We start from the raw sequence: 26,760 nt of genomic DNA, 5'->3' as shown, positions 1-26,760 counted from the left end.
AAAATAATGTACATTATAAGTGATAGGAGGATTTTATGATTTCAACTATGACCATAACAGAAACAAGAAAGAAAATCACATCACTTGAGAATACGATGAGTTATGATGATACAATCTCCATTACTAATCACGGAAAAGAAGTATTTGCCTTGATTCGCTGGGATACCTATGAATGTATTCAAGAAACTTTGGAAATACTTGCAGATGAGCAATTGGCAAAAGACTTGGCTACTGGAATTAAGCAGATAAATGAAAACAACCTGGTAGATTTTGACACATTCAAGGCGGGGCTAATGTGTACACAATAAAATTAACCCAAATTGCCGTAAAATTTATTGCTAAACTAGACAATAAATCTCAACAGCAGGTACTGCAAAAGATTGAGGTATTAAAAGAATATCCTCTAAAAGTGGGCAAGCCTTTAAAAGGTAATTTACAAGATTATCGCTCTATTCGTTCTGTTGGACAACGATACAGAATAATTTATCAAGTTAAAGAGAGTGAAATTGAGGTTATTATTGTAGCTGTAGGAATAAGACGAGATGGAGACAAAAAAAATGATATTTACGAACTCATGAAAAAATATCTAAAAATTGGTTTATTACCACAACCACAGTGAAGATAACACCCACTTCAACCTGACAACAAGGATAAGCCTTGCTGCAGGCTAAGTGAATATTAGAAACACACCCTACAACCGGACTACCCTACATCGCCTGTTCCACGCAGCGCAGCAGCTGCTCCCATTGGCTGTCCATCGACTGCATAAGCGCAATTTGCGTGCGTGCACGGTCAAGGTTGTGTGTCGGGCGGCTGATCTTATAGTAGACATCCCCATTGAGGTAGTCGGTTAAGAACCGCACTGCCATAATTTGGGTGAGCACCCTGCCGGATTCCGCAATGAGGCTTTTTTCGTAGGCGGTTAAAAAGCCGCCGGCAGCACGGAGGTAACCGCCGGTAAGAGCGGCAAATATCTCCCGGTTGCAGCGCACTAATGACAGATTCTGTTCATCTTCACAAGCGGTATTTGAGGCAGTGCGGATTAAATCTCCCGTATCAAACAAAATAGTTCCGGGCATTACCGTGTCCAAATCAATGAGGCAGATAGCTTCACCTGTTGCATCATCAAAGAGAATATTGTTGAGCTTGGTATCATTGTGCGTAATGCCCCGTTTGAGGCTGCCGTCTGCCAGCCCGTCGCTGAGAATCATGCCCCGTGCGCGGTTTTCTTCCAAAAAAGCAAGCTCAGTGCGGACTGATGGCAGCCGTCCGGCAGCATCCAGGGCAACGGCTGCATCCAGCTGTGCATACCGGCTGTGCATATTATGGAAATCAGGAATGGTTTCATAGAGAGGGGCACCGGCATAATCGGCAAGCTGGTGTTGAAACGTCCCTACCGCAACGCCTACTTTGTGGGCAAGCTCAGGACTTTCCATCACCTCAAAGGTGGAGGCTTGTTCTATAAAGAGATATGTTCTCCAGTACTCACCGGCAGGGTCAATATAAAAAAACTGCCCACTGCGGGTAGGAATGAGCTGAAGCACGCGCCGTGAAATGGGTATGCCTGTTTCTGCAGGCGTATTTCCGGCATTTGTACCGAGCTTTGCTGCAATATGCTCCGTAACCTGCCGGATATTCGCGACAACCTGTTCAGGCTGTGTGAATACCGCCTTATTGATTCGCTGATGCGTATACCGTACCTGTACCCCCGCTTGATTCCATACTGAAAGGTAGGTACTGTTAATGTGTCCGCCGCCGAACGCTTTGAACGATTGCAAATCACCATATAGTGCGAACTGTTTGAAAATCGCCGCAACCTCATTATTTTCCATAAAATGACATCCTTTTTTAGCGTAAACCGGTCTACTTATATCAAAACTTTTTATTTTTGAAAATACTGCTTGAGCATTTGAGGTTATCTTGACAGTTATCAAAATAGATAAGATAATGGGCGCATGTCTGTGTTAATTATCTCTATTTTTATCATTATTGCCGTTGTTGCAGTAGTTACCTTTGCTCTAACGAGTTTAAAGGGCGGCGGAAAATCTTTGACATCAAAAAAAAATAAAGCAGCGATTATACGGGAAGCCAGCAAACGGCTTGCGCAAAATCCGAATGACAGCGCTGCACTCTTAATGGTTGGTGATATATATTTTCAAGATCAAGATTGGGAAAAAGCGTATGCCTCATATGCTCCGCTGATGGATCAGATGAGCGGACGTGCACCATCCGAACAATTCGAAATCAGCTTACGGTACGGAGTCGGCGCAATGCAGACCGAACGGTTTACAGAAGCGAAAAAAGGTTTTTTGACGGCGAGGAATATCGATCCTAATCATTTTGAAGTGAATTACAATCTGGGATATATCTATTACACTCAAAAAGAATATGAAAAAGCGGTACCTTTTTTGCGGAAAGCCCTTGTAACTCAGCCGGACAATGTTACTGCGCTCAAGTATTTAGGTTATACGCTGCAAAGTTTACGGAAATATCAGGAAGCGTTGCCCTGTTTAAAAAAAGTGCTGGATGTCCAGCCTGATAACAAAGATGCTCTGTTTGCAATGGGTGAATGTTTTTATGAAGTCGGATCAAACGATCAGGCTCTCAAAATCTTTACTCATTTGCGTGTATCGCCTGAAGTTGGTCCCCGTTCAGCCTTGTATGCAGGGGTTATCCGTACAAGAGCAAATCAGCTGGATAAAGCTATCGAAGATTTTGAGATCGGACTGAAGCATGAGAACATTCCCTTAGATATAAGTAATGAGCTGCGCTATAACTTAGCCAATGCACGCATTAAAACACAGGATTTGCAGAAAGCGCTCATCCAATTAAAAGAGATTCAGTCGGTAAGTCCGGGATATAAGGATGTAGCTTCGCTGATCATGCGGTATCAGGAATTAAACCAAAATAAGAATCTTCACACCTATCTCATGGCAGGTCAAAGCGAATTTGTCGGATTATGCCGCAAAATTGTTGCCAGGTTTTTCCCTAAAGCGAAAGTAAAAATATTGGATATCAGTGTACTTGCTACGCATACGGATATTGTTGCTGAAATAGATACGTCAAAATGGGCTGATTTGGTGATATTTCGCTTTTTCCGCTCCCAAGGGGCGGTTGGAGAGCTGGTTTTGCGCGAGTTTCATGCAAGAATTAAGGAGATGAAAGCGGGTAAAGGTATTTGTATGACAGCCGGTACCTTTACAGAAGAAGCCCGCCGGTTTACAGAGAGCCGTCCGCTCGACCTCTTTGATAAGAACCGTCTTAATAAAGTACTTAATACAATCGGGTAATACAGGGCATCTCTAAAAACTATACCTGAGTTTTTAGAGATGCCTACAGATTGTATCGGAAAACATCCGGCTTATATTTTATTATAGTAGCCCCCCCAATAAACTCGCAGCGTGCCGGTAGATAGGTTCATCCTTTCTCGTTGTAGTGTGCTATACTTACTGCACCGCCAAGTTGTTTTGGGACTTATTCGTGCGGATGTTTTTTACCTCGGCGCTTCTTGAGCTGTACCATAAAGACGATTAGTCTCTTTCTATAACTCCGGTTATTTTTAGGTAACTGAGGTTCTTTTTCGTTAAACCGCTTGATTAAAAGATTTTTGTTGTTTAACTTTAATTTAAAGTATAAAGTATTGTTTCTGAGAACTTTAGTTAGTTTTCAGAGATGGTTTATGCAAATATAAAAATGTTTGCAAGGGAGTGACTAAATAATGAAGACATCTGAATCAATTTCTCAAAACACATATCAGACTTGTTCATCTCGAAAATATACCAGTCTGAGAGTTAAGACATTTGCTCAATTTGCCGTATTCGCACTATTTATCGTACTTATTGTATTATTGACGATTTATCCGCAGGCAAAGCGTATTCTTACCAAGCGTTTACAGCAGACAGGATCGGACGAATTTAAGTATATAGAAAAATTATCTCAGCTTTATTTTTCAGCAGCAAAGGATACCTTCTCAACGTTGTTGTCGCTTGATCAGATTGTTTCCGTTGATAATAGTATCACCTCATACAAATATAAAAAGACGCCTACCGGTGTTTCTGAAATGAAACCAGCGCCCGGCAGTTATGAAGAAAGCGTGAATAACTTATTTATACAGTTTGAAAAAGCCAATGATAACATTCAAGCGCTCTTTTTTGCGATTGAAGAACACGGCGGTTTTTTACGGTATCCTCCGGTCAATCGAAAAGACGGATACGATTCCCGAACACGCAGCTGGTATAAAATCGCAAAAGAACTGAAAAACCAGCTGTATGCAAGTGAGGCTGTCAAAATTACCCCGACTCAAGCGGTACTGTCGATTGTTCAAACGGTCTACAATACCGAAGGGGTATTTAAAGGTCTTTTAGGGATGAATATCGATTTAACGGGATTACGTTCAACGATTGCTGCGAATAGCGGAACACAAGCTACTTCAAAAACGATTCTTGTTGATAAAGACAATAAAATTATTGTAAATACTTTTAACGATACGGAAGTCTGTACTCTGATTGCGGATAGTAATATAGAAGAATTAAAAGATTATACGTACGATACCAAAAAGACAACCAATATGACGATTAACGGTGTCTCGTATTACGTTACGATGGCTCCGATTGAAACATCAGTTACCACACTTGGTGCTATTATTTTTGTACCGAATACGGTTATTGCACAGCAAACAAAGACACTTATTCTCTTTTTAATGGGGATAAGCGTGGTGATTATGGTCATTGCAATTATGTTTTCTATGTTTTTTACTAATACGATTATCAAACCAATTCACCGTATCAATGATGCCTTGAAAGATATTGCGCAGGGGGATGGAGATTTGACGGTGCGGTTGCCGATAACCGGAAATGATGAGATTACCCAGTTGGCAGCGTATTTTAATGCGACGATTCAAAAAATCGGTGCTTCAATTCGGTCTGTTGGTAAAAACAGCAGCGCGATGGAAGAAATTGGGAATGATCTTGCATCTAATATGACTGAAACGGCAAATGTAGTACACGAGATCAGTGCAAACATTGATGGAGTTAAACAGCAGGCTTTGACCCAAGCCGCAAGTGTTACAGAAACTGCTGCAACTATTGAAGAAATTGTAAAAACCATTAAGCAGCTCAATGCAGGGATTGAAACACAGGCGGCGAGTGTTGCGCAATCTTCTTCTTCTGTAGAAGAGATGGTTGCGAATATTGCGTCTATCGGGCAAACGCTTGGTAAGACTGATGATGTCATCAAAAATTTGACTGCTGCAACCGGAGACGGCAAAGCAACCGTGGTAACATCCAATGCCGTAACGCAGAAGATAGCAGAGGAGTCAGGCAGCCTCATGGAAGCCTCCAGTGTTATTCAGCATATTGCTTCGCAGACTAACTTGCTTGCTATGAATGCGGCAATCGAAGCAGCTCATGCCGGAGAGGCTGGCAAAGGATTCGCTGTTGTTGCCGATGAAATCCGTAAGTTAGCTGAGGATTCTGCGATGCAGGGCAAGGCTATTACCACCACACTGAAAATGCTCACCGGAGAAATTGAAACACTCTCTGCATCTTCTAAAACCGTAGAAGAAAAGTTCAATACTATCTTCACGCTTGCAGCACAGGTAAAAGAAATGAGCGCCCAGCTGACGGAATCGATGCGGGAACAGGAAAAAGGCAGCAGAGAAGTATTGCTTGCTATCAAGAATATCAATACGGTAACAATGGAAGTGCAAGCCGGTTCTGAAGAAATGCTGAAAGGCGGAGAAGGGGTAACACATGAAATACAAAAGCTGGATGGACTTACCCACATTATCACTGACAGTATGAACGGAATGGCAAGCGGCGCTGTTCGGATTAACAATGCGATAGAAGAAGTAAACGAAATAACACAGAAAAACAAGCGGAGTATTGAGAGTTTAGCAAGTGTGGTGAGCAAGTTTAAGGTGGATTAGGGTTCTACCTTATGTGATTTCCGTGTCTCCGCGGTTGAATCAACAACACCGATGTTGCGCGGTTTACCGGTTAGGCTAAACGCTCAAGCTTTTTAAGATGCTCTGCGCGGCTCTTGTTTTTTCAGAATTGATTTACTATACTACGCGCTATTATGATAAAGGCATGTATTTTCGATCTAGACGGCACATTGACAAATACGGTGCGTACACTTGCGCATTTTGTCAATACCGAAACAGCTAAGCACGGTATTCCTCCGGCACCGGTTGAACAGTTTAAGTACTTTGCAGGAAACGGGGCGCGGACGCTTATACACCGCGTATTGGCGTATCATGGAATCGAAAATTTATCATTAGAAGATACCATTTTAAAAGACTATAATGCAGCATACGATGCAAATTTTCTGTATCTTTGTACGCTCTATGATGGTGTTGCTGATATGATTACGGCACTACATACACACGGTATAGCATTAGCAGTTTTGTCGAATAAACCGCAGTCAACAACTGAAAAAATTATCAATGCTTTTTTCGGCGCTGACATCTTTTCCATCGTTTTAGGGCAACGGGAAGGCGTACCGCTCAAGCCTGATCCTTATGGGGTGTTTGAAATTTTAGAGAAGCTGCAATGTAAAAAAGAAGAATGCCTCTATATCGGAGACACGGCTGTCGATGTGCATACGGGGCAAAATGCGGGACTTACTACAGTCGGGGTGTTGTGGGGCTTCCGTGAACGGCAGGAATTAGAAGAGGCTGGCGCAGCCTATATCATCGATCAGCCGTCTGCCTTGCTTCCGCTTGTTTTTCCATAAACCGCCGGATGCGTTTGCCTTCCTTCTGTGCGAAATTTTACATAAAATTTCGCACATTTTTCAGTTAGCAGGCAAACGTATCAGGCAGAATAGATAAAAATCGCAGAATGATAGAGGTCGCGAGACCATTTGAGCCGCGTAGCGGTGAAATTCTGGTTGAACAACCTCTATTATTCTGCGGGGTCCTTTCAAACTCGCCGGATGCGTTTGCCTTGATGAATCTCGTTCTTGTACTAGCGTTTTTTTTATTCATAGAGTATACTAATTTTAATAAGTCAATTGGTTAGCAGGGAAGCGGGGGAGTACAGTGAGCTGGAAAAACTCATATCCGATTAATACATTCCTTGTTTAAACCGCAGGAGGTTTTATTGTGGACAAGCAAAAAATAGAACGGATGCGTACCGGCAAGGGCTTTATTGCAGCTCTTGATCAGAGCGGTGGAAGCACTCCTAAGGCGTTAGCTGCGTATGGTATCGGTCAAGATGCCTATTCAAACGAATCCGAGATGTTTGATATGGTACATGCTATGCGGACACGGATTATCACCAGTAAAGCATTTAATAAAGAGCATATCCTTGGTGCTATCTTATTTGAGCAAACGATGGACCGTGAGATTGAAGGTCTCCCTACTGCTGATTATCTGTGGGATAAAAAAGGCGTGCTGCCTTTCTTGAAAGTTGACAAGGGACTTGCCGATCTTGCCGAAGGTGTTCAGCTGATGAAGCCTATCACCGGATTAGATGAGCTTTTACAGCGTGCTGTGCAAAAGCATATCTTTGGAACAAAGATGCGCTCAGTAATCAAAGAAGCAAACCCAGCCGGTATTAAAAAGGTTATCGATCAGCAGTTTGAACTCGGTTTGCAAATTGCAAAACACGGCTTAGTACCGATTATCGAACCTGAGGTCGATATTCATAGCCCTGAGAAAGCGGAATGCGAAGAAATTTTGAAGAAAGAACTCCGCAGCCATATTGATAATCTGCCTGCTGATGTATTGATCATGCTGAAAGTCAGTATTCCTACCAAAGTAGACCTATATAAAGAGTTTACTACGGATCCGAAAGTAGTTCGCGTTGTTGCACTTTCCGGCGGCTACAGCAGAGACGAAGCCAATGCGCTTCTTGCAAAGAACCATGGCATGATCGCCAGCTTCTCTCGTGCACTTGCCGATGAATTACGTGCACAGCAGTCACAGGAAGAATTTGACACCACACTTGCTGCAGTAGTCAAGAGCATCTACGATGCTTCCATAACATAACCCCGCATAACAAAACTACTTGGGCATCTCTCGTTGAAAATAGCTTCAGTATGAGAGATGCCTATCTTTGCTTTCTTATCACAGTATTTCCGCCATTTGTCTCAGCCCGATGCCCATTATTCGTGTGGGGGATTAATACTCATAAGCTGCGCCGGGGTTGTTGGTTTTGCCTGACTGCTTCAAAGACAGTTTGATGCATTTGTTTTACTGATTTATATGCTTTGTTATTGCCAGCACTGCCGAACCGCTTCTTTAAATCTATTCCCGCGGTCAAATTCGTTTTTAAACATACCAAAGCTCGTAGCGCCGGGAGAAAACACAACAGCTGTTTGCTCCGGTACTGTGGAAAAGGTTTCCCGCAGCGCTTTTAGCAGCTCGTCAAGGCTGTCAAACGGACCAAAATATGGAGTATGCTGGGCTTGCAGCAGGGGAATCAGTTTATCGGTTCCGGTACCTGCAAGTAAGAAAAGCGCTTTTGCTTTTTTAAGTTCAGGAGCGAGCGCCGTAAAATCAAGCTTTTTATCGGTGCCGCCGGTGATCATAATTACGGGGCGGTCAAATGCATTCACCGCTGCCGCTGCCGCCTCCGGGATAGTAGCGGCAGAATCATTGTAGAATTTAAATTGTTCTGTTTGATAAAAGCATTCCAATCTATGTGGAATACCGCTGTATGTCTGCATACAGTCGGGAATTTTTTGCATATCAACACCATATAAAGTAAGAGCTAGCGATGCAGCCATTACATTCTGCTTGAGTGCCTTGCCGGGGACGGAAAGTTCCGGCGGCAGCAACAGCTGATCTTGCTTCGGACGCAGCCGTATACGGGCGGAACCGTCTGCCGCTATCCACGCGCCAAGCAGATGCGGCGGGAGCGGTTCCGTGCTATACCAGAATACGGTACCGGCGGTCTCCGCTGCAAATTGTTTTCCCCATGCATCATCATAATTGCAGATGGTATAGTCATCCTTTGTTTGATTGCGGTAGATGATTTTTTTATCGGCGACATATCGTTCCATAGAGCCGTACCAGTTTTGATGATCCGGCATAATCGAGGTCAACAAGGCGATTTTAGGCTTGAGTTGAGGACACCGTGCAAGGTCGGCGAGCTGCCAGCTGGAAAGCTCCAGCACAACCGGCGTGTTCGCATTGGTTTCAAATAAAAAACTAAGCGGACTCACTGTGATATTGCCGCCGAGAAAGGCAGTCATACCGCATTGCCGCAGCCCGTAATGTAAGGCGCTCACGGTTGATGACTTCCCCTTACTGCCTGTTATCGCGAGAATGGGCGCAGCGCTTAATCGTAAAAAAATGGACATATCGGTTTCTACAACGCGGGCTGCAGCAAGATACGGATTGCCTTCTGCTTTTACCCCGGGATTTTTAATCACAATATCTGCTGTCCGGAAATCTTCGACATGATGTCCGCCCAGTGCAAACCGGATATTCGGATAACGGCGCAGCTCAGCAACCGAAGGAGCAAGCTCTGCTTCCGTCTTCATGTCTGTTACGACAACTGTTTTTGCTCCATGCTCGGCAAAAAAGCGGGCGGATGCCAGCCCGCCGCCGTTTAAGCCGAGCCCCATCACCGTTACGGAAAGTCCTGCAACATCATGTATCGTTTGTATCATCCTTCATGCCTCTAGACCTTAAATTTTTTAACCTCTTCCGTTACGCTTTTAATGCTGTTTTTGTTTTTCTGCGTGATAACATTGACTTCTTGTACAGCATTGTTAATTTGTACGGCGCCTGCCGACATTTCATTCATTCCATCGGTAATAACGCGGGTGAGATCATCTAATTTACGCATTTCTTTGCGACACCTTCGCCGCCTTTCAGCATCTCTTCTGAGCCTTCACGTACTTCGACTGTTACCAGATTAATGTTCTTTATTGCAGACAACACTTCTTGACTGCCGTTTTCCTGCTCTCGCATTGCCTCTGTCAACGCTTCGCTCATTGATTTTACCTGTTCGGATAGGCTGAAAATGGTATTGAACTTTTCTTCTACCGTTTTAGACGATTCCGATAAGGTTTCAATTTCTCCGCTGAGTGTCTTGAGGGTTGAGGTAATGCTTTTCCCTTGTGCGGCAGAATCTTCAGCAAGTTTACGTATTTCATCGGCAACAACCGCAAATCCTTTACCGGCTTCTCCTGCATGAGCAGCTTCGATTGCTGCATTCATTGCGAGTAAGTTTGTTTGTGACGCAATATGCTGAATAACACTGGACGCTTCCATCAAGCTGCCTGATTCTTCGGCAATTTTCTGTGTTACCGTGTTTGACGTTACCAGTGTTGCCTTCCCGTCACCGGTTGCAGTAGTTAGACTTTTAATCACCTCATCCGTTTTTCCCAAGGTCTGACCAATAGTGCTAATATTGGCAACCATCTGTTCAACCGACGATGAAGACTGCGCTACGCTTGCCGTTTGAGTTTCGATACTGGTATTTAGCTGTTTAATTGTCCTAATAATTTCTTCTATAGTTGATGCTGTTTCAGTAACGCTTGCTGCTTGCGTTTGGGCTTGATGCTTAATACCTTCTATATTTTCACTTATTTGATGTACAGCGCTTGCGGTTTCTGTCATATTTGTTACTAGTTCATCGCCTATTTCTTCCATTACAATGCTATTTACCCCAACTGATTTGACGGCATTTCCTATTTTGGCGATTGTTTCATTAAAATATTCTGACATATTTGCGATCTCATCATTTCCGATCAACGGCAGCCGTACCGTTAAATCACCTTCGCCCTGTGCAATGTCACGCAGCACCTGCACCGCTGTGTGAATGGGCTTTACAATTGCTTGTGAGACAAAATAAATTACCACAATTGCAGCAGCCAAAATAATCAAGCCCATCATAAGCATACCTCGTTGAAGACGTGTTACAGAACCCATAAATTCTTTTTGGGGTGCCTTTATAATGACCGTCCAGTCGATCGTCCTCATAAGGGCATGGGCTGCGATAATTGGAGACATTGTTATAAGAATAGAATCCCGCTGCGGCTGTTTTGCTGCTGAGTGCTGTTTTTTCAAAGGCTGCAAGAGAATGAAATTTTGCGTCCTGCTGTGCGCGTTGTTGGGAATTTCCAAAACTTTTAACTATTGATTCGTCTTTGTGTGCAATAACCGTTCCTTCAGGACTGATAACGTAGCAATAACCTGTTTTGCCTATCACTATATCTTTTATCTGCTCGGAAAGCCAATTCCCATCGACATCGGTACCAAGTACACCGATAAGCTTTTTATTAATATCATATACCGGCATGGAAAAGGAGATAAATAAAGCATCATTCCGTGTTTCATCAAGATCGGGGGCTCCAATAAAACGTTTCCCGGATAAAGCTTGATAAAACCAAGGATCAGTTTTGTACTGCTCTTGACTCCCATCCGGGTTATGCTGTATTCCTGATGGATCAGCAAAATACAGCTCCTTTAGCTGGGGGTTATACTGCGCTTCTCGTGCGAGGTACGCTGTCTTTTCAGAATATGGTACCGTTGCGTCTTGAATAACTCCCATACGGGCTATTCCTTCTAAAAATTGGAACATTGCAGTGATACGCCCATCGATAATTTCTGCCGTATCAACAGCTTTATCGATTAAATGGTCTTCGATGTTTTCGTTTACCGCCTTACGCGCCATCCGTACGGCAAGAGCTTCTTCGATTAAAACTGTCAGTCCGATCAGAAGTCCAAAAATAATCAAGAGCTTCATCTTCAATGAAGAATGTTTTTTCATTGCATCACTCCTCTCTATATGTATAAATAGTATATCTCTATTTTCTGTTTTGTAAACCGGAGTGGTGAGAAACATTTTCAGACAAGTACTGCCGGTTTTCCCGTAAGATATTTTTTATATGGCATTAAGAGGGAATAATATGCAGCCGTTTGAGTACAAGCACAAGGAGTAATATAAAGACGGAAACAAGTGCAGTGAAACCGCCGGGAGCGACATTCAGGTAATATGAGCTGACTAAGCCGAGCATAATATCGGTAATGCCGAAGCAAATGGAGAAAAAGACTGTTTTTTTAAAGCCGGTATGCAGCTGAAGCGCTGCGGCAACCGGTAGGGCAATCATGGAGCTGAGCACAAGAATACCGACAATTTTGATAGAAACTGCGACTGTTGCAGCTACCAAAACTGAAAATATATAGTTAATGGCTTTTACTTTAATCCCGATAACATGAGCAATATCTTCATCAAAAGTAATATATACGAGTTTGTGATAGAGAAGCCCTAACACTGCTACGGTAAAACAGCTCAAGCCGATAACCGTGATAACGTCAGTAAGCGATACGGTTAAAATACTGCCGAACATATAAGATTCTGCATTGGTGCGGATCAGCCCGGAACTCATCAGCGTAATGGCAATGCCGACACTTAAAGAAAGCACAATAGAAAGGATGAGGTCACTGTATTCTTTAAAATAACTGCGGAGCGCTTCGATAAATGCCCCCGCAGCAGAGGTGAATACAAATGCCCCCAGAATCGGATTAACCCCGGAAACTAAGCCGAGTGTAATTCCTGTCAGGGACGCATGGGCAAGCGTATCGCCGATAAGCGAATAGCGCCTTAATACTAAAAATATCCCGATGAGAGGGCAGAGAATACCGATAAAAAATGAAACAATAAAGGCATTCTGCATAAAAGCATAATTGAGCATAAGCATAATAGAAGCTATTGTATCAGATTTCCCGCTGAGGAATCTAGGGCACGGGTTCACAAGACAGAAACTCTTATCGGCAATATTCGTGATCTGCTTTAGTGGAAAATATAAATTGTTTGCTTGCAATTTTTTATATTCGTTGTTATAATTTTTTTAAACATCTCTGGAGGATTTCCTTATGAAAAAGATATGCAGTTATGTGCTTCTGTGTGCCCTGTTCTTTGGGGCTGTCTGTGTGTTCCCGCTGAGCGCTGAATCGAAAGAATCTGACGTTTATTATATCAATAGTCAGATTTTGAAGATTTATCCCCATGCAAAGGGTTATTACGTGGTCTACCGGCGGGCAGGTTCCGGCAGCGGAGAGGCTTTTATTCCGCTTGAATGGTTTACTCCTGCGGAAAGCAAAGCTGATATTGCTTTTATCAATACGCGCATAAATCCATATATTTCCTTCTTTATTAGAGATGGAAAATGCGACTATGTACGGGTAGCTGCACCGAGAGATTTAAGCTCTCAAGTGTGGGGCTTATTGCAGAATCCTCAGCAATATGATGCAAACTTTGACGGAGTGGAATCTCTTCCGTTAGAATTTTAATATCAGCAAAATTTTTTCCAAAAAACCTTTGTTTTGTGAAATGTTTTGTTAAAGTACAGCGCGCCTTAACAGGGCGCGCTTTTTTTGAGGCTATACATGACAGCTATTACTTCTCCTGCCGTTCCGCTGGAATTAGTTGATTTTTTTCATACGCACAGCTGCTTTCTTATTGCAGGGCATAAAGAACCTGATGGAGACTGCATCGGCAGCAGTATCGCACTTTCGCTTTTTTTGCAGCGGCTTGGTAAAAAGACCGTGCTGCTTTCTGCCGGACCGTTTCAGCGGCCGGAGATACGGATGTATGAACCGCTTTTTTCTGCACATGTTCCTGCGGAGATCAAAGAGATGTCCGCAGGGGTCGGTTTAATTATTGTAGATTGTTCCGGGATAGACCGGACAGGCGATCTGGCTGAACAGTTAAACGGGTTTCCGGTTATCTATATTGATCACCATGCCACAAATACGGTAAAAGTTCCGGGGTCTCTTGTTTATACCGAGTCACCGTCGGCTACCTTTATTATTCAGACAATTATTGAAACAATCAGCGGCAGCGTAACAAAAGATGAGGCTGAAATGCTCTTTTTCGGACTCTGTACCGATACCGGCTATTTCCGCCATCTGGATGAACGGAGCGCCGAGGTATTTATGCATGCAGCTCGGCTCGTGCAGGCAGGGGTAAATCCTAAGTATGTCTTTGCACGGATCAATGGAGGGAAGTCTTTCGGTTCCCGGATATTGCTTTCGCGGGTGCTATCCCGGATGCAGCCGTATTATGACGGGAAGCTGATTGTGTCGTATGAAACGCTTGCGGATAGACAGGAGTTTGGTATAGAAAATCGAGACTCCGATATGGCGTATCAGCTGATCCAAGGTATTGCGGGAGTGAAAGCTATCTGTGTTGTGCGTCAAGACACCGAAACACATTGCAGTGTGGGATTCCGTTCACTTGATACGGTTGATGTGAGCCGGATTGCGGCATCGTTCGGCGGCGGTGGGCACAAGCAAGCAGCGGGATTGTATATTGAAGGTAGGGCTGAAGAACTGCTGCCTCGGTTTGTGGAGGCGTTTGCTCCGCAATTAAGTAGCGCAATGAAATAGATAGAAAATATTGCAGTTATATTGTTAGCGATGTAAGTGCAAAGAATGACAGCATCTTTATTCGTGTAGAGAGTTTAATCTCCCGATACTCTGCGTTGGGCGTGGAGGGTACCTCTTGTATAAAGCTGTATTTGGGTTATACTAGAACGTAAGAATTTTCTGGAAAGGACTATATATTATGACTACCGATAAAAAAATTTTTTCACTTAGATATAAGCTTTCTTTGCTTTTCGGTGCATTGATTCTCACTGCCGGTGTTACGATGGGTGTTTTGGCAACCAGAATAGCCCGCAAAATAGTAATCGAAAAAATTGAGGCTCATCTTACTGACAAGGCAACGGACATTGCAGAAGTTATTGATGGAAGAACATCATCCTTGATGCAATTTGTTGAAGGTCTTGCCCGTATGCCGTTTTTACGTGACGATAATCTTTCATTGCAGCAAAAAGCGCAAATGTTGGAGCTGGAAGCTGAACGCAATGCAAAAATCGACTATTTCGGAGTGTGCGATCTTAAAGGCAATCGCTATGATGGACGTAAGGCGCTCACGCCTGTAAAGGACAGGCAATGGTTTCAAAGCGCCGTTAAAGGGAAAAGCTATATTACGGAACCCTTCCTTTCGCCAATAACGAATAGTATGCAAATACTTTTTGCCGCTCCGGTTTACGATAACAAAAATACCATCATTGGCGTTCTCAGTGCATCAGTGCCGGCAGAGCTGCTTTCCCAAAAAATAAGCGATATTATCGTCGGAAAAACCGGTGAATGTTACATAGTTGGATTAACTGGTATTACAATAGCGCATAAAAATTTTGAAATAGTAGCCAACCAACAAAATGCGATAGAAATGGCAAAGAAAGATGCCTCGCTTACCACTTTAGCGGCTTTTACCCAGCATGCGCTTGATACTGAAGAAAGCGAAGTCGGTTACTATGAATATGGCGGTATCAGGTATATAGCCTCTTACGCCACCGTAAAGCTAACCGGGTGGACGGTTATTATAAAAGCTCCGGTCAATGAGTTTATGAGAACTGTTAATGCACTGCGAATCAGTATCCGCTTTATGGGCAGCATTCTTGTTGTGGTAAGTATTATCGTTGTATATATTATCGCCTATAAAATGATACGTCCTATTCAGGCGGTTGTTGCTGCATTACGGGATATCGCTCACGGTGAAGGAGATTTAACGGTTCGCCTGCCGGTCTTTGGAAATGACGAAATAACGAATTTATCCACATATTTTAACGAAACGATAGAAAAGCTTGCGGTTTCGATACGTGCTGTCGGTACAAATAGCGAAGTGATGGAAGAGGTTGGAGATGAACTCGCTTCCAATATGATAGAAACAGCAAGCGCTATCCATGAAATTAGCGCCAATATCGAAGGCGTAAAACAGCAGGCGATGACACAGGCCGCAAGCGTAACCGAAACAGCATCCACCGTTGAAGAAATTGTCAGAACGATTAAACAGCTTAACACCAGTATCGAAGCTCAGGCTGCAAGTGTTGCGCAGTCTTCAGCTTCGATAGAACAGATGGTGGCAAATATCGCTTCAATTACCAAGACTCTTGAAAATACTGATGGCGCAATTAAGAAATTAGCCGCTGCAACTGGAGACGGAAAAGAAACACTTGTAACTGCCAATACCGTAACGCAGAAAATTGCGGAGGAGTCGGGGAGCTTGTTGGAGGCATCAAGCGTTATTCAGCATATTGCTTCGCAAACGAACTTGCTTGCAATGAACGCCGCTATAGAAGCCGCTCATGCGGGAGAAGCCGGAAAAGGTTTTGCAGTTGTTGCTGACGAAATCCGTAAACTCGCAGAAGATTCTGCAACGCAGGGCAAGGCAATAACTGCGACACTGAAAATTTTAAGCGGAGAAATCGAAATGCTTTCGGATTCTTCCAAAACCGCCGAAGATAAATTCAACATCATCTTTAATTTATCAGAACAAGTAAAATCGATGAGTGATCGTCTGACTGAGGCAATGCGCGAGCAGGAAAACGGCAGTAGAGAAGTTCTTACCGCAATTAAAGACATCAATATGGTAACGATTGAAGTAAGCGACGGTTCCGCTGAAATGTTGAAAGGCGGCGAAGGCGTTGCGGAAGAAATGCAGAAGCTGAACGATCTTACCCGTATTATTACCGACGGTATGAACGAGATGGCGGAAGGCGCTGTCCAAATCAACAATGCCGTACAGGAAGTAAACGAAATTTCTCAGAAGAATAAGGAAAGTATTCAAAACTTAGTAGAAGAGGTTTCTAAATTCAAGACATAGTAGGCTAGAGGAGTCCTTTTTTATTCCGATAAAAAGAAAAATGACGGGTAAAGCGGGAGTGCTTTCTTTGCAGCTTTCTTGCTTTGTCCGGTTTTTATTCTTTCAGAGCGGTTTTGAGGGTGAGCGTTTTATTATTTGCGCGGATAACAACTTCAAGCCGCTGAAAGGAGTGAGCTTCAAACCGGACGGGTATACGCAATGTACTGCCGATATATATTGCATCAATGGTTTTGCTGTCTTGAACATCAGTTTCCTTATTAGTTGTATATAGGGAAACACTCACCGGCAGCGGTTCCTGTGCATAGTGTTCCACCTCGCTGAATACCACATTAACATATAGCATACTGTCTTGCGTTAAATAGGCAATTTTGACCGGAATACCGCAAATTTTGCCTGATTGCCGGTCGGTAGTCAACAAGAGCGAACCGAATGCCAGTGCAAAGACAATACCGAGTGCAAGAAGACTGGAACGGTTGGACCGCATGGCGGTAAGGCTTTTAAGAAGGCTCATGCGTTTAATATAATTCGGTTCGTACATCTGGCGAACGGCTTCGGAGGCATGCTTGAGCCGCTCTTCCCGATTATAGCGAAGATATATTTCCCCGTCTTGCGGCTTCTCATTACCGTTCATTTTTTGACACTCCTGTTATCTCATTTGTGCGCCACCATACTATGTTCGCATCTTCATTACCGGCAATAAGCGCTGACAACATACCATCTTGAGATAGATGAAACGCATTATAGACCAGCTCATTTGCGGAAACAGTTAATGTCTGGGTGTAGATTTTATTGGAATTAAGGTCTATCAATTTGAGAATATAGCCGTCCGGACGCGGGGTTGTTAGAAAACACCAATTATGCGCTGCAATGCCTGTAAATCCATAGACCTTCTTAAAGTGATGAGTACCAGTACCGGTATTTTCAGAGTCTTCATAGGGGGCTATATCAATTTTTCGTTCGAATCGCCTCGTTTCGATGTTGAAGATATACAAACAGCTTTTATCGTAACTAATACCGGCGCTTACATTCGTGCCGGAGTCTATATTTTCACGATAGTAATCAATTTTGAAATACAAGAGTTTTTCCGAAAAATCCGGTACTACTTTTTCGAGGCTTGAAAATATCTTTACATCGGCACTATAGGGTGAAGGGAGACCGTTTAAGGCAACGGGAATTTTATACAGGAGGCTCCCTTCAGCATTATACCAGTATATTCTGACCGCATGTTCTGTACGGCATACCACCACAATGCCGTTTCCCGAATCGCTGTAGAGTCCTTCAATAGGGGGAAAGGGAGTTCCTCCTATTCCTTCTTGCCCTACCGTGTCTATACATTCTCCTACTTCGTTAAAATGGAGCACCATATCACGGAGTGCAAGATTTTCGGTTTGATCATATTCAATACGGTCATCGTTTACTGTGTCAACCACAAAGAGATGCTTATTCGGTGTTACAGCAAGGTAGGTAGGGTGATTTAAAGGATAGGTTACAGCCCGGCGTGTGGTAATTTTTTCCGTTTGTGCTGTGTCGATAAAAGTGGGAGGCGGATTTTTTTCGGGATTATAGTAAAGGGCAAGTAGGTCGCCAAAGGAGGTCAGCTTCATAATTTTTCCTGCGCTTGAATTGCTGATATAAAAAATACCGTCATCCATAGCAAGCTGACTGTCAGGACGGATATAGGGGCTTGATAAATGGAACATATCAAGCTGATCTTCAAAATTACCATACTTGATGGAAAATAAGTCTTCCCGCTCCAGCTTTCCTGCAGCAGCCTTTGTGCAGGCGGTAAAAATGAGCGCTAAAAATGAGCAGCTTATCACTACCGGCTGCAATACACGTTTATATAATCCCGCAAATTGCATCTTTCATTCCCGATTCTTTTATTTGAGTACTTCTGCAATGCCTGAAACCAGTCCTGCCATATTTTGAATATCTGCCGGGATAATAATTTTGGTTGCCTGTCCATTGGCTGCTTTTTCAAATGCTTCCAAACTACGCAATTTAATGAGCGCAGGGTCAGCTCCCACATTTTTAATCAAATTGAGACCTTCGGCTGTGGCTTTCTGAATGGCTAAGATAGCTTCCGCCTCTCCCTGTGCTCTGCAGATTGCCGACTCCTTTTCTGCCTCAGCTTGCAAAATCATAGAAGCCTTCTTTCCTTCTGCAACGAGGATGGATGACTGCTTTTGTCCTTCTGCAATCAAAATGGCTTCGCGGCGTTCCCGTTCAGCACGCATCTGCTTTTCCATTGCTTCTTGTATGGATTCAGGCGGAATAATGTTTTTTACCTCAACGCGGTTTACCTTAATCCCCCACGGGTCGGTTGCTTCATCCAAAATACTCCGCATTCTGGTATTGATCACATCCCTGCTCGTCAGCGTACCGTCAAGCTCCAGCTCTCCGATAATATTGCGCAAGGTAGTTGCCGAAAGGTTTTCAATCGCATTCATCGGATTTTCAACCCCGTAAGTATACAGTTTTGGATCAGTAATCTGAAAATAGATAACAGTGTCGATCATCATCGTAACGTTATCTTTTGTGATAACCGGCTGGGGCTTAAAATCGAGCACCCGCTCCTTCAACGACACCTTATTTGCAATACGGTCAATAAAGGGCATTTTTACATGCAGTCCAACCTCCCATGATTGGAAATAGCCGCCAAGCCGTTCAATGATAAAGGACTGGGATTGCGGCACAATTCTGACATTTAAAATAGTCAAAATGAGAGTAAACAAAATCAATACAAAGATAATCCACATAGTTACCTCCAGATGGATTGACCTGTTCAAAAACGTACATTTCAAAACAGGTTTGATATAAAAGAGTAAACAAACACTTCTTTTTCAATGTGTTTAGGCATCATGACTGCAGAAAGATGATAGGCTTGCATTTTTAGAGGTTCCCTAAGATACTCTGCCGGGAACCTAGGCTTTATTTACAATCCGCACAATCACCGTAACCCCTTCGATCCGCTCTATCGTGCATTCACTGTCTGTAGGTATGGCAGTTCCGTCTGCAGAAGCTGCTGTCCATACCGCGCCGTTGATCTTAACCTGTCCTTTTTCCCATTCGCTTATATCTTTTATGACGAAAGCCGTTTTTCCAACAAGACTGTCTGCGTTGGTTTTTACCCGGTTGGTGCGTAAAACCTTGAGTGCAAAGGGACGGGTGAAAATCAGCAGTACCACTGCAATCATCACAAAGAGCAAACACTGCGCATATACCGGCGGATGCAGCAGTGAAATGAAGACCATCAGTATTGCACTGAGGGCAAACCAAACCGTGGTCAGCCCGAAAGATAAGCCTTCTATTACGGCACAGACAATAGCTATACCGAGCCAAAGCCATGGTGCATAACCGCCCGCCAAATGTAAAAGCATATTCATGGCGGATAGTATAGCAAAAAATGAGTCAAATCAACAAGCCGGGTAGGCAAGCAAACCCTTCACACGAAAAATGTGTCTGTTATTGAATTTCTCCCCGTTCAACGGTGAACTTGTTGTCTTTCTTTTGTGCCTTTACCTTGATGTCGCTAATGGGTTTCCATTCTACCGCAAAGGTGATTGTCGGGGTGAATACATAATACTTACGGTTCCGTTCTGTCTTTTGCTGCGGTTTTATATCGCAGTTGAACTTGAGTGTCCAGTCTTTAAGGTAGTGAGTAAAACCGATTTCCAATGACTGCATTTTAAACCCGGACGATTCCCGCTTTCGCCTGTCCCAAAAATAAAACGAGTAGGCTAAATCGGTGAGTATATTGGTGTTTCCCGGAATAACAACCGGGAGATTCAATGCTTTTTGAAAGTATCGTGCAATGACATCATTTCTACTGGATGCTCCAAACGAAAAATCCCAAAATTCATGGATATTAAAAATGATTTTAGGTGCAAAGGTAAAATAGCTATCCGTGATGCGGATTAAATTGAATTGCAGGTTTGAAGCAAGCCCCAACTGTATTTTAATACGGTTTTTCCATGCGTATATGGTGAGCGGATTTGAGGTATTTGAAAATGAGAACCCAGCTGCAAAGGGGATGAATTTCTTTTTAGTTCCGTTTTTTATCCATCCGCTGCCTTGTACCAATTTTTGTGGGATTTCGCGGCTCTGTGTATAAAATGCAGAAAGCGTTTTCCATCCAAATGTAATATGGAGCCGTTCACTGTCTTTGTCTTCAATACTATAAAGATAACTTTGTGTTGACTTGATGCCGTAAGGAAATGTCCATGTTACCTCCATTTTAAAAGGATCCCAAAACCATTTCTTTTTTGCTTTTTCTTTTTCAAACAATCTTGAAGAGGCTGTTACTGTTGCATACGGGAATGATACATTGAGCGCTGCCGTATATGCCTGTAAAAGCGGGGGTAAGTTCGTCGAAAAGGTGAGCTTTTGTGTATATTTTTCTGCAAAGACCATGCCGAATACTGCAGAACCGGTGTGTGCAGTAATAAAGTCTTTATCCCATTTAACTTTTTCTGTTTTCCAAACCGGATTTTGATAGGTGCCGGTAAAGGTGTTTTTTGCTACTATTTCGGTAAGACTCCAGCTGAATGATATGGGCTTAAATAACTCGGTATATACAAAGGGACTGATGGTTACGGTGTTTTCATTTTTCAGTGTATATATGTTTGACTTAAAGTTATTCAGTTCTAAGACTTCCTGCCGTTTTTTATCTCGTGTCCATGGGTGACGTTGATAGTTTGTGGCAACGGTTAAAGCGCTGGAGAGTGTAATGAGGTTTTGCGAATAGGACAGTGTTCCTTTTATTCCGGCATTTCCTTTGAGCTGATAGTAGCGGGTTTCAGAGTCTTTCCATTTTATATCTTCCGGGCTTTTCCACTGGAGTGTTGCAAAGGTTGTCTCCTGTAATGCACTCAAATCTCCTGTATAACTTAATGAATAATGGATGCTATGATCAAACGTTTGACCGTAAACCGGCTTAAAACCGGGCAAAAGACTGTCGATATATGCCGGCTTTTCTGGTTTATCAGTTTCTTGTTGAGGATTAGCTTCTGCAGCCGTTGTGCCGGTATGTGCTGTCTCTTCCTGTGCGCCGATACTATCAGCTGTTGTATCTTCCGCTGCCTGTTGTTTAGCCTGTGCTTTTTTTTCTTCTATAAAAGGGTTCTCGATACCTTCAACTTCAAGGCTTTTTTCGCTCTTCCTTTCTGCAAACATTGTGTCGGAAAGCAGGGTTCCTGCAATAGATATTTTTCCTTCCGGTTTTAAGAGCTTTGGATAGAAAAACTCCCGATGCGGGGCATATTGTTGCTCAGCTCCGCGCAATTTGCTGTTGGATTTTCTGTCAAAATCTACGCTAAAAGAAGCGCTATCCAGATTAAAAGAATTGATCCATGGATTGAGAGGCTTGAGCGCGGGCTTAATTGAACCGTTTATCTTCCAAGAATGGGAACTTTCGGTTCCGATATCACTACCCTTTGCCAATTTTTCTCTATTTAAGAGATAGTTAAACCAGTTCATATCTTCCGACCGGTCAAAAAAATCTTTTTTAAAATAAGGATCGGATATAAACGGCATTGTAAGGGTGAAATCAAACGGTGCGTATGAAAGACCAAAATTAAGATGAGCTCTATAACGGAAGGGAACAGAAACCCCATATAGGAAGCTTTTATTATAATGACGTTTCCCCTCTGCGTCGTAAGCACTGTAGGAGAGGTCGGCATCTAAATTTTTCAAATTTTTTTTAGGGGGGAACAATGTCCGCGACATTCCGAACAAAAGCGAAAAATCAAGTTGTTTGATCGGTGTATTCTGCGGAATGGTTTTACCTTCTATCCCAACGAGACCACCGAGTTGGGCATAAGAGTCTGCAAGTAGTTTGATGTAGGCAGGGCTGCTATCGGTGTCATCTTCTTCCAGATTTTTAAAAAATAAGCCGATCCTCTCTTGTTTTTTGAGTTGTTCTGTTTTCATAAAATTAGAAAAGGAACCTGATTTTTTTGTATCCGTACTGAGAGGCTTCCGTCCCAAGAGATAGGTTGTTGTTTGTACAAAGGCACCTTCCCGGTTCCGGTAGCCGAATACAGGATGGAAAATCATTTCGTCAGCAGGATGATAAAAAAAGGGCAGATAAAAGATTGGCACAATGCCAATAGAAAAATAGCCGTTAAAAAAAGCAAGCTCATTTCCCGGCAGCATCCATATCCGGGTTGCACGGATAGACCAGAGCGGGTCATCTTCGGGATCGGCATTGGTACTCAGCACAGCATTTTTAAAGCCCGTTGTGCTGCTTGAATCGCGTCCGACCGTAGCGGATTGAATGGTAAAAGGACTATCTCCTTTTTTACGCGGAGCTTGTTTAATCGTGCCGTCAAGGAATATCCCTTCCATTTCATCAATATTGAAGAGGAGTAATTCTCCGGTAAACTCTTCCCCGCTTTCCGCACTCCCGCTTTTTCTGCTGTAATGAACGTTTCCCGAGGCTTCGATTGTATTTTCAGAGCGGTTATATATGACCTTATCTGCTGCTACTGTTGAAATCATGGAACCGTCTTTAACGGAAAGCGAAACTCCTCCGGTAAACACGATGATCTCATCTTTTTTTTCGTCAACAGCCTTCTGCGCTTCTTCTGTTGTTACCTCCGTCTGGGTACCGGCAGCCTCTGCCTCGGCTGTTTTGCCTACGGGTGTTGTACCGTCAGACGTATTGTTAGGCGTGTTTTCAGTGGTTGAAGGATCGGCAGTAGGTTGTTTTGATGCGGTATCCGCTGCATTGGCAGGCGTTTTTTGCTCGCCGGCACGAGCGCTTGAGCCATCGGCAGCTGTGTCTGCCGGCGTTTTGCCAGCAGGTGTTGTATCTGCAGGTGTTTTACTCACGGCTGTTTTACCTGCGGGTATTTTTGGGTCTGCCGGACTGTCCGAGGTGCTCTTTTTTCCGGTTTCGGCAGCTTTTGTTTTCTGTTCTTGCTCCGATTTTTTGCCGTATTGCGCCTTGTTTTCTTTTTTAAAGAGCTCCATTACCCGGACGGAATTGATAGTAATAACTCTGGAACCATTGCTCTCTTCCGGAGAGAGTACAGAAAGAATGAGGAAACAGAGGCAAAAAACGGAAACGAAGTTTTTTTTCATTGCTTTTGCATTCACGAGGCACGTATCACAGTACGAATCCTACTTACGAACTTGTATGCTGCTGCCGTTCGAGCATCTCTTTGATATAAAAGCCGGTGTAAGACTTTTCCACAGCTGCCACTTCTTCGGGGGTACCTTCCGCTACAATAGTACCGCCGCGGGAACCTCCTTCGGGACCTAAATCGATAATATGATCCGCCTGTAGAATGACATCGAGGTTGTGCTCTATCATCAGGGCGGTGTTCCCCTGTTCAACCAGCCGCTGAATCACTTCCATCAGCTGCTTCACATCTGCAAAATGCAGTCCCGTAGTCGGCTCGTCAAGAATGTACAACGTTTTTCCCGTTGAACGCTTGGAAAGTTCATGCGCGAGTTTAACCCGCTGTGCTTCTCCGCCTGATAAGGTCAGTGCTGATTGTCCCAACTTGATATAACCCAGCCCTACCGAAAGCAGGGTCTGCATTTTGCGGGCAATCTGCGGGATGGGGGCAAAGAATTCGGCGGCTTCTTCGATGGTCATGTCGAGGACATCCGCTATGTTCTTTCCCTTGTACCGGATATCAAGCGTCTCCTTGTTAAATCGTCTACCGCGGCATACATCACAGGTGATATACACATCGGGCAAAAAGTTCATTTCGATGGCAATGGCACCATCGCCTTGGCAGTGCTCACAGCGTCCGCCCCGCACATTAAACGAAAAACGCCCCGGTTTATATCCCCGTGCCTTTGCATCCGGCAAGTTTGCAAAAAGATCGCGGATTGCAGTAAATACTTCCACATACGTTACCGGATTTGAGCGGGGCGTTCTCCCGATCGGACTTTGGTCGATATTGATAACCTTATCAATATGCTCCAGCCCGGTCAGCTTTTTATAGGAACCCTCCGGCAGCCCGCTGTGCAGGAGTGCGTTGCACACGGCAGGGTACAATACATCAGAAAGAAGGGTAGACTTCCCCGAACCGGAAACTCCGGTGATGCAGGTAAAGGCTCCGAGGGGGATGGAGACCGACACATTTTTTAAATTATGTTCCGTTACCCCCTGCAAACGTAAAAATGCACCGTTTCCCTTCCTGCGTTCTTTGGGGATTTCCATGCAGAGCGTTCCCGCAAGGTATTGTCCGGTAAGGCTTTCCTCTACCTGCATTACCTCTTCGGGTGTCCCTGCCGCTACGACAGCCCCGCCATGCACCCCTGCACCGGGACCTAAATCCACGACATAATCGGCAACGCGGAGGGTTTGTTCATCATGCTCAACCACGATGAGCGTGTTACCCAAGTTGCGCAGGTAAAGCAGGGTATCTATAAGCCGCTGATTATCCCGCTGGTGCAGCCCGATGGAAGGCTCGTCAAGGATGTACAGCACGCCGATTAAGCTGGAACCTATCTGCGTTGCCAGCCGTATCCGCTGAGACTCCCCGCCAGAAAGTGTCGCTGCCTTCCGCTCCAAGGTGATATAGTCAAGCCCGACGTTCTTCATAAACTGCAAACGGGAGGTTATCTCCTTTAAGATTTGATGCGCGATGGTTTTTTCCGTGTCGGTGAGCTTCAGCTTTTCAAAAAAGGTAAGCGAGTCTCCCACAGAAAGGCTGCTGAGTTCGTAAATATTTTTACCGCCGATGGTTACTGCCAATGCTTCCGGCTTTAAACGCCGCCCGCCGCAGTGTCCGCAGGTGGTAACAGCCATGTATTTTTCAAAATTTTCCCGCTGAGATGCGGAAAAAGCTTCGTTATAACGGCGCTGCATATCAGAATAGATTCCAAGCCACGGACGGCGGTATTTCGATTTTCCTGAACCGTCTTGCCGTTCATACACAAAGTCTATCGGCTCAACCCCGGAACCTTCCATAATAACCTGCAAGGCTTTTTTGGAGAGTTCCTTTACCGGTGTATCAAGTGAAAAGCCGAAGTGTTCGGCAAGCGCTTCAAAGCGGGCGCGGTTCCATGCAGAATCAGGGTTATAGGGCAGAAAAGCGCCTTCGTTAAACGAAAGCGATGTGTCCGGCACCATCAGCTTAAAATCAAAATGCTGCTTGTGTCCTAATCCTGTGCATTCGGGACAGGCGCCGTAGGGATTATTGAACGAAAACAGACGCGGCTGTAGTTCCGGCATCGAAATTCCGCAATCGGGACAAGCATTTTTTTGAGAAAAGAACACCTCTGTTACGGGATCGTCCGCTGTTTTTTGCTTGAGTACCATCAAAGTGCCGCCGGAACTTTCAAGCGCTGTTTCCACCGACTCGGAAAGACGTTTGCGTACATCTGCAGAAAGCTGAATACGGTCTACCACAATTTCTATCGTGTGTTTTTTCTGCTTATCCAGTTTTACCCCGTCTTCCAAGGTCACCATCAGCCCGTCGATCCTTGCACGGAGAAAGCCTGCTTTTTGAGCATCTTCGATTATTTTTTGATGCTCGCCCTTTTTTCCCTTGATGATCGGCGCAAGAATCTGCACACGGGTATGATCCTCCCATGCCATAATGGTGTCGATAATCTGATCCTCGCTCTGCTCTTGAATTTCTTTTCCGCACTGAGGACAATGCGGATGTCCCGTCCGCGCAAAAAGCAGCCGGTAATAGTCATAAATCTCCGTTACCGTACCCACTGTAGAGCGGGGATTGCGGTGTGTCGTTTTTTGTTCTATAGAAATAGCAGGCGATAAGCCTTCGATATAATCGACATCGGGCTTATCCATCCGGTCTAAAAACTGACGGGCATAAGCGGAAAGGGATTCAACATACCGCCGCTGCCCCTCAGCAAAGATGGTGTCAAAGGCAAGAGAACTCTTTCCTGAGCCGGAAAGTCCTGAAATTACGATCAATTTGTCGCGGGGAAGGACTACATCAATATTTTTCAGATTATGTTCACGAGCGCCCTTGACGATAAGCCGGTTCAAGTGTGCGCTCTGTTGTAATTCGTTTTTTTGCATAGAGAAAGGAATTATAGGCGCTTTACCGGGTTTTTTCAAGTCTGTGTTATAATACGCAGTAGACTCAAGCATCTTCTATGAGTTCGATCTTCTTCCTGTTTGCTGTGATGGCGCGCA

The 26,760-nt window shown here is 44.0% G+C and carries 18 protein-coding genes and 1 pseudogene; 9 read left to right on the top strand and 10 right to left on the bottom strand.

All coding sequences use genetic code 11. The annotated features are described in order from the left end of the window. The first annotated feature begins 35 nt into the window (after positions 1-35). Both ACTTJ8_RS01060 and ACTTJ8_RS01055 read left to right on the top strand, forming a co-directional pair. Complete coding sequence (locus ACTTJ8_RS01060) at positions 36-308, top strand: type II toxin-antitoxin system Phd/YefM family antitoxin (protein WP_442715217.1); 273 nt, start codon at positions 36-38, stop codon at positions 306-308. After that, positions 296-619 (top strand): type II toxin-antitoxin system RelE family toxin, encoded by a 324-nt coding sequence (locus tag ACTTJ8_RS01055; protein ID WP_442720083.1) that lies wholly within the window; start codon positions 296-298, stop codon positions 617-619. The genes ACTTJ8_RS01060 and ACTTJ8_RS01055 overlap by 13 nt, the downstream gene beginning before the upstream one ends. Before the next feature lie 88 nt (positions 620-707). On the opposite strand, the gene ACTTJ8_RS01050 is transcribed toward ACTTJ8_RS01055, so the two are convergent. Then, positions 708-1,832: a phosphotransferase enzyme family protein gene (locus ACTTJ8_RS01050; RefSeq protein WP_442715219.1), complete on the bottom strand. Its 1,125-nt coding sequence runs from the start codon at positions 1,830-1,832 to the stop codon at positions 708-710. A gap of 123 nt (positions 1,833-1,955) precedes the next feature. On the opposite strand from ACTTJ8_RS01050, the gene ACTTJ8_RS01045 reads away from it, so the two are divergent. The 4 genes from ACTTJ8_RS01045 to ACTTJ8_RS01030 all read left to right on the top strand — a co-directional run bounded on the left by ACTTJ8_RS01045 (position 1,956) and on the right by ACTTJ8_RS01030 (position 7,993). After that, positions 1,956-3,290: a tetratricopeptide repeat protein gene (locus ACTTJ8_RS01045; RefSeq protein ID WP_442715220.1), complete on the top strand. Its 1,335-nt coding sequence runs from the start codon at positions 1,956-1,958 to the stop codon at positions 3,288-3,290. A 428-nt stretch (positions 3,291-3,718) separates the two neighbouring features. Next, entirely contained in the window at positions 3,719-5,926 is a 2,208-nt protein-coding gene (locus ACTTJ8_RS01040; RefSeq protein WP_442718285.1) for a methyl-accepting chemotaxis protein, read from the top strand. Positions 5,927-6,078: 152 nt separating this feature from the next. After that, positions 6,079-6,735 carry an HAD family hydrolase gene (locus tag ACTTJ8_RS01035; RefSeq protein WP_442720082.1) on the top strand — a complete coding sequence of 219 codons (657 nt, stop codon included), beginning with the start codon at positions 6,079-6,081 and terminating at the stop codon, positions 6,733-6,735. 370 nt (positions 6,736-7,105) lie between these two features. Then, positions 7,106-7,993, top strand: a complete 888-nt coding sequence (locus ACTTJ8_RS01030; RefSeq protein WP_442720081.1) for a fructose bisphosphate aldolase — start codon at positions 7,106-7,108, stop codon at positions 7,991-7,993. 224 nt (positions 7,994-8,217) lie between these two features. Here the strand turns inward: ACTTJ8_RS01030 and murD are convergent, their stop codons facing one another. The 3 genes and pseudogenes from murD to ACTTJ8_RS01015 form a co-directional block, all read right to left on the bottom strand. Beyond that, positions 8,218-9,621, bottom strand: coding sequence for a UDP-N-acetylmuramoyl-L-alanine--D-glutamate ligase (murD, locus tag ACTTJ8_RS01025; RefSeq protein ID WP_442718282.1), 1,404 nt, complete (start codon positions 9,619-9,621; stop codon positions 8,218-8,220). Positions 9,622-9,632: 11 nt separating this feature from the next. Then, positions 9,633-11,729 (bottom strand): annotated as a pseudogene (locus ACTTJ8_RS01020) (methyl-accepting chemotaxis protein). A gap of 124 nt (positions 11,730-11,853) precedes the next feature. After that, positions 11,854-12,654, bottom strand: coding sequence for a metal ABC transporter permease (locus tag ACTTJ8_RS01015; RefSeq protein WP_442718309.1), 801 nt, complete (start codon positions 12,652-12,654; stop codon positions 11,854-11,856). Positions 12,655-12,835: 181 nt separating this feature from the next. Here ACTTJ8_RS01015 and ACTTJ8_RS01010 point away from each other — a divergent pair, with 181 nt between their 5' ends. From ACTTJ8_RS01010 to ACTTJ8_RS01000, 3 genes are all read left to right on the top strand, one after another. Continuing rightward, the gene (locus ACTTJ8_RS01010; protein ID WP_442715212.1) at positions 12,836-13,252 is read left to right on the top strand and encodes a hypothetical protein; all 417 of its coding nucleotides are present in this window, start codon (positions 12,836-12,838) and stop codon (positions 13,250-13,252) included. Between the two features lie 96 nt (positions 13,253-13,348). Then, positions 13,349-14,350, top strand: coding sequence for a DHH family phosphoesterase (locus tag ACTTJ8_RS01005; protein ID WP_442715211.1), 1,002 nt, complete (start codon positions 13,349-13,351; stop codon positions 14,348-14,350). 178 nt (positions 14,351-14,528) lie between these two features. Continuing rightward, positions 14,529-16,631: a methyl-accepting chemotaxis protein gene (locus ACTTJ8_RS01000; protein ID WP_442720080.1), complete on the top strand. Its 2,103-nt coding sequence runs from the start codon at positions 14,529-14,531 to the stop codon at positions 16,629-16,631. A gap of 94 nt (positions 16,632-16,725) precedes the next feature. On the opposite strand, the gene ACTTJ8_RS00995 is transcribed toward ACTTJ8_RS01000, so the two are convergent. The 6 genes from ACTTJ8_RS00995 to uvrA all read right to left on the bottom strand — a co-directional run bounded on the left by ACTTJ8_RS00995 (position 16,726) and on the right by uvrA (position 26,643). Continuing rightward, entirely contained in the window at positions 16,726-17,262 is a 537-nt protein-coding gene (locus tag ACTTJ8_RS00995; RefSeq protein WP_442720079.1) for a hypothetical protein, read from the bottom strand. After that, the gene (locus ACTTJ8_RS00990) at positions 17,252-18,493 is read right to left on the bottom strand and encodes an LIC_12708 family protein (RefSeq protein ID WP_442715208.1); all 1,242 of its coding nucleotides are present in this window, start codon (positions 18,491-18,493) and stop codon (positions 17,252-17,254) included. The genes ACTTJ8_RS00995 and ACTTJ8_RS00990 overlap by 11 nt, the downstream gene beginning before the upstream one ends. An 18-nt stretch (positions 18,494-18,511) precedes the next feature. Then, the gene (locus ACTTJ8_RS00985) at positions 18,512-19,390 is read right to left on the bottom strand and encodes an SPFH domain-containing protein (RefSeq protein ID WP_442715207.1); all 879 of its coding nucleotides are present in this window, start codon (positions 19,388-19,390) and stop codon (positions 18,512-18,514) included. A 165-nt stretch (positions 19,391-19,555) separates the two neighbouring features. After that, a complete protein-coding gene (locus tag ACTTJ8_RS00980; RefSeq protein ID WP_442715206.1) occupies positions 19,556-20,017 on the bottom strand; it encodes an NfeD family protein in 462 nt (153 codons plus the stop codon). A gap of 79 nt (positions 20,018-20,096) precedes the next feature. Next, positions 20,097-23,717: an LPS-assembly protein LptD gene (locus ACTTJ8_RS00975; RefSeq protein ID WP_442720078.1), complete on the bottom strand. Its 3,621-nt coding sequence runs from the start codon at positions 23,715-23,717 to the stop codon at positions 20,097-20,099. A gap of 43 nt (positions 23,718-23,760) precedes the next feature. Further along, positions 23,761-26,643, bottom strand: a complete 2,883-nt coding sequence (gene uvrA, locus ACTTJ8_RS00970; RefSeq protein WP_442720077.1) for an excinuclease ABC subunit UvrA — start codon at positions 26,641-26,643, stop codon at positions 23,761-23,763. Positions 26,644-26,760: the final 117 nt, after the last annotated feature.

Source organism: Treponema sp., assembly GCF_052169735.1.
GTDB lineage: Bacteria > Spirochaetota > Spirochaetia > Treponematales > Treponemataceae > Treponema.
Note: the sequence above shows the minus strand (reverse complement) of the source record. Positions and strands in the feature narration are given on the sequence as shown.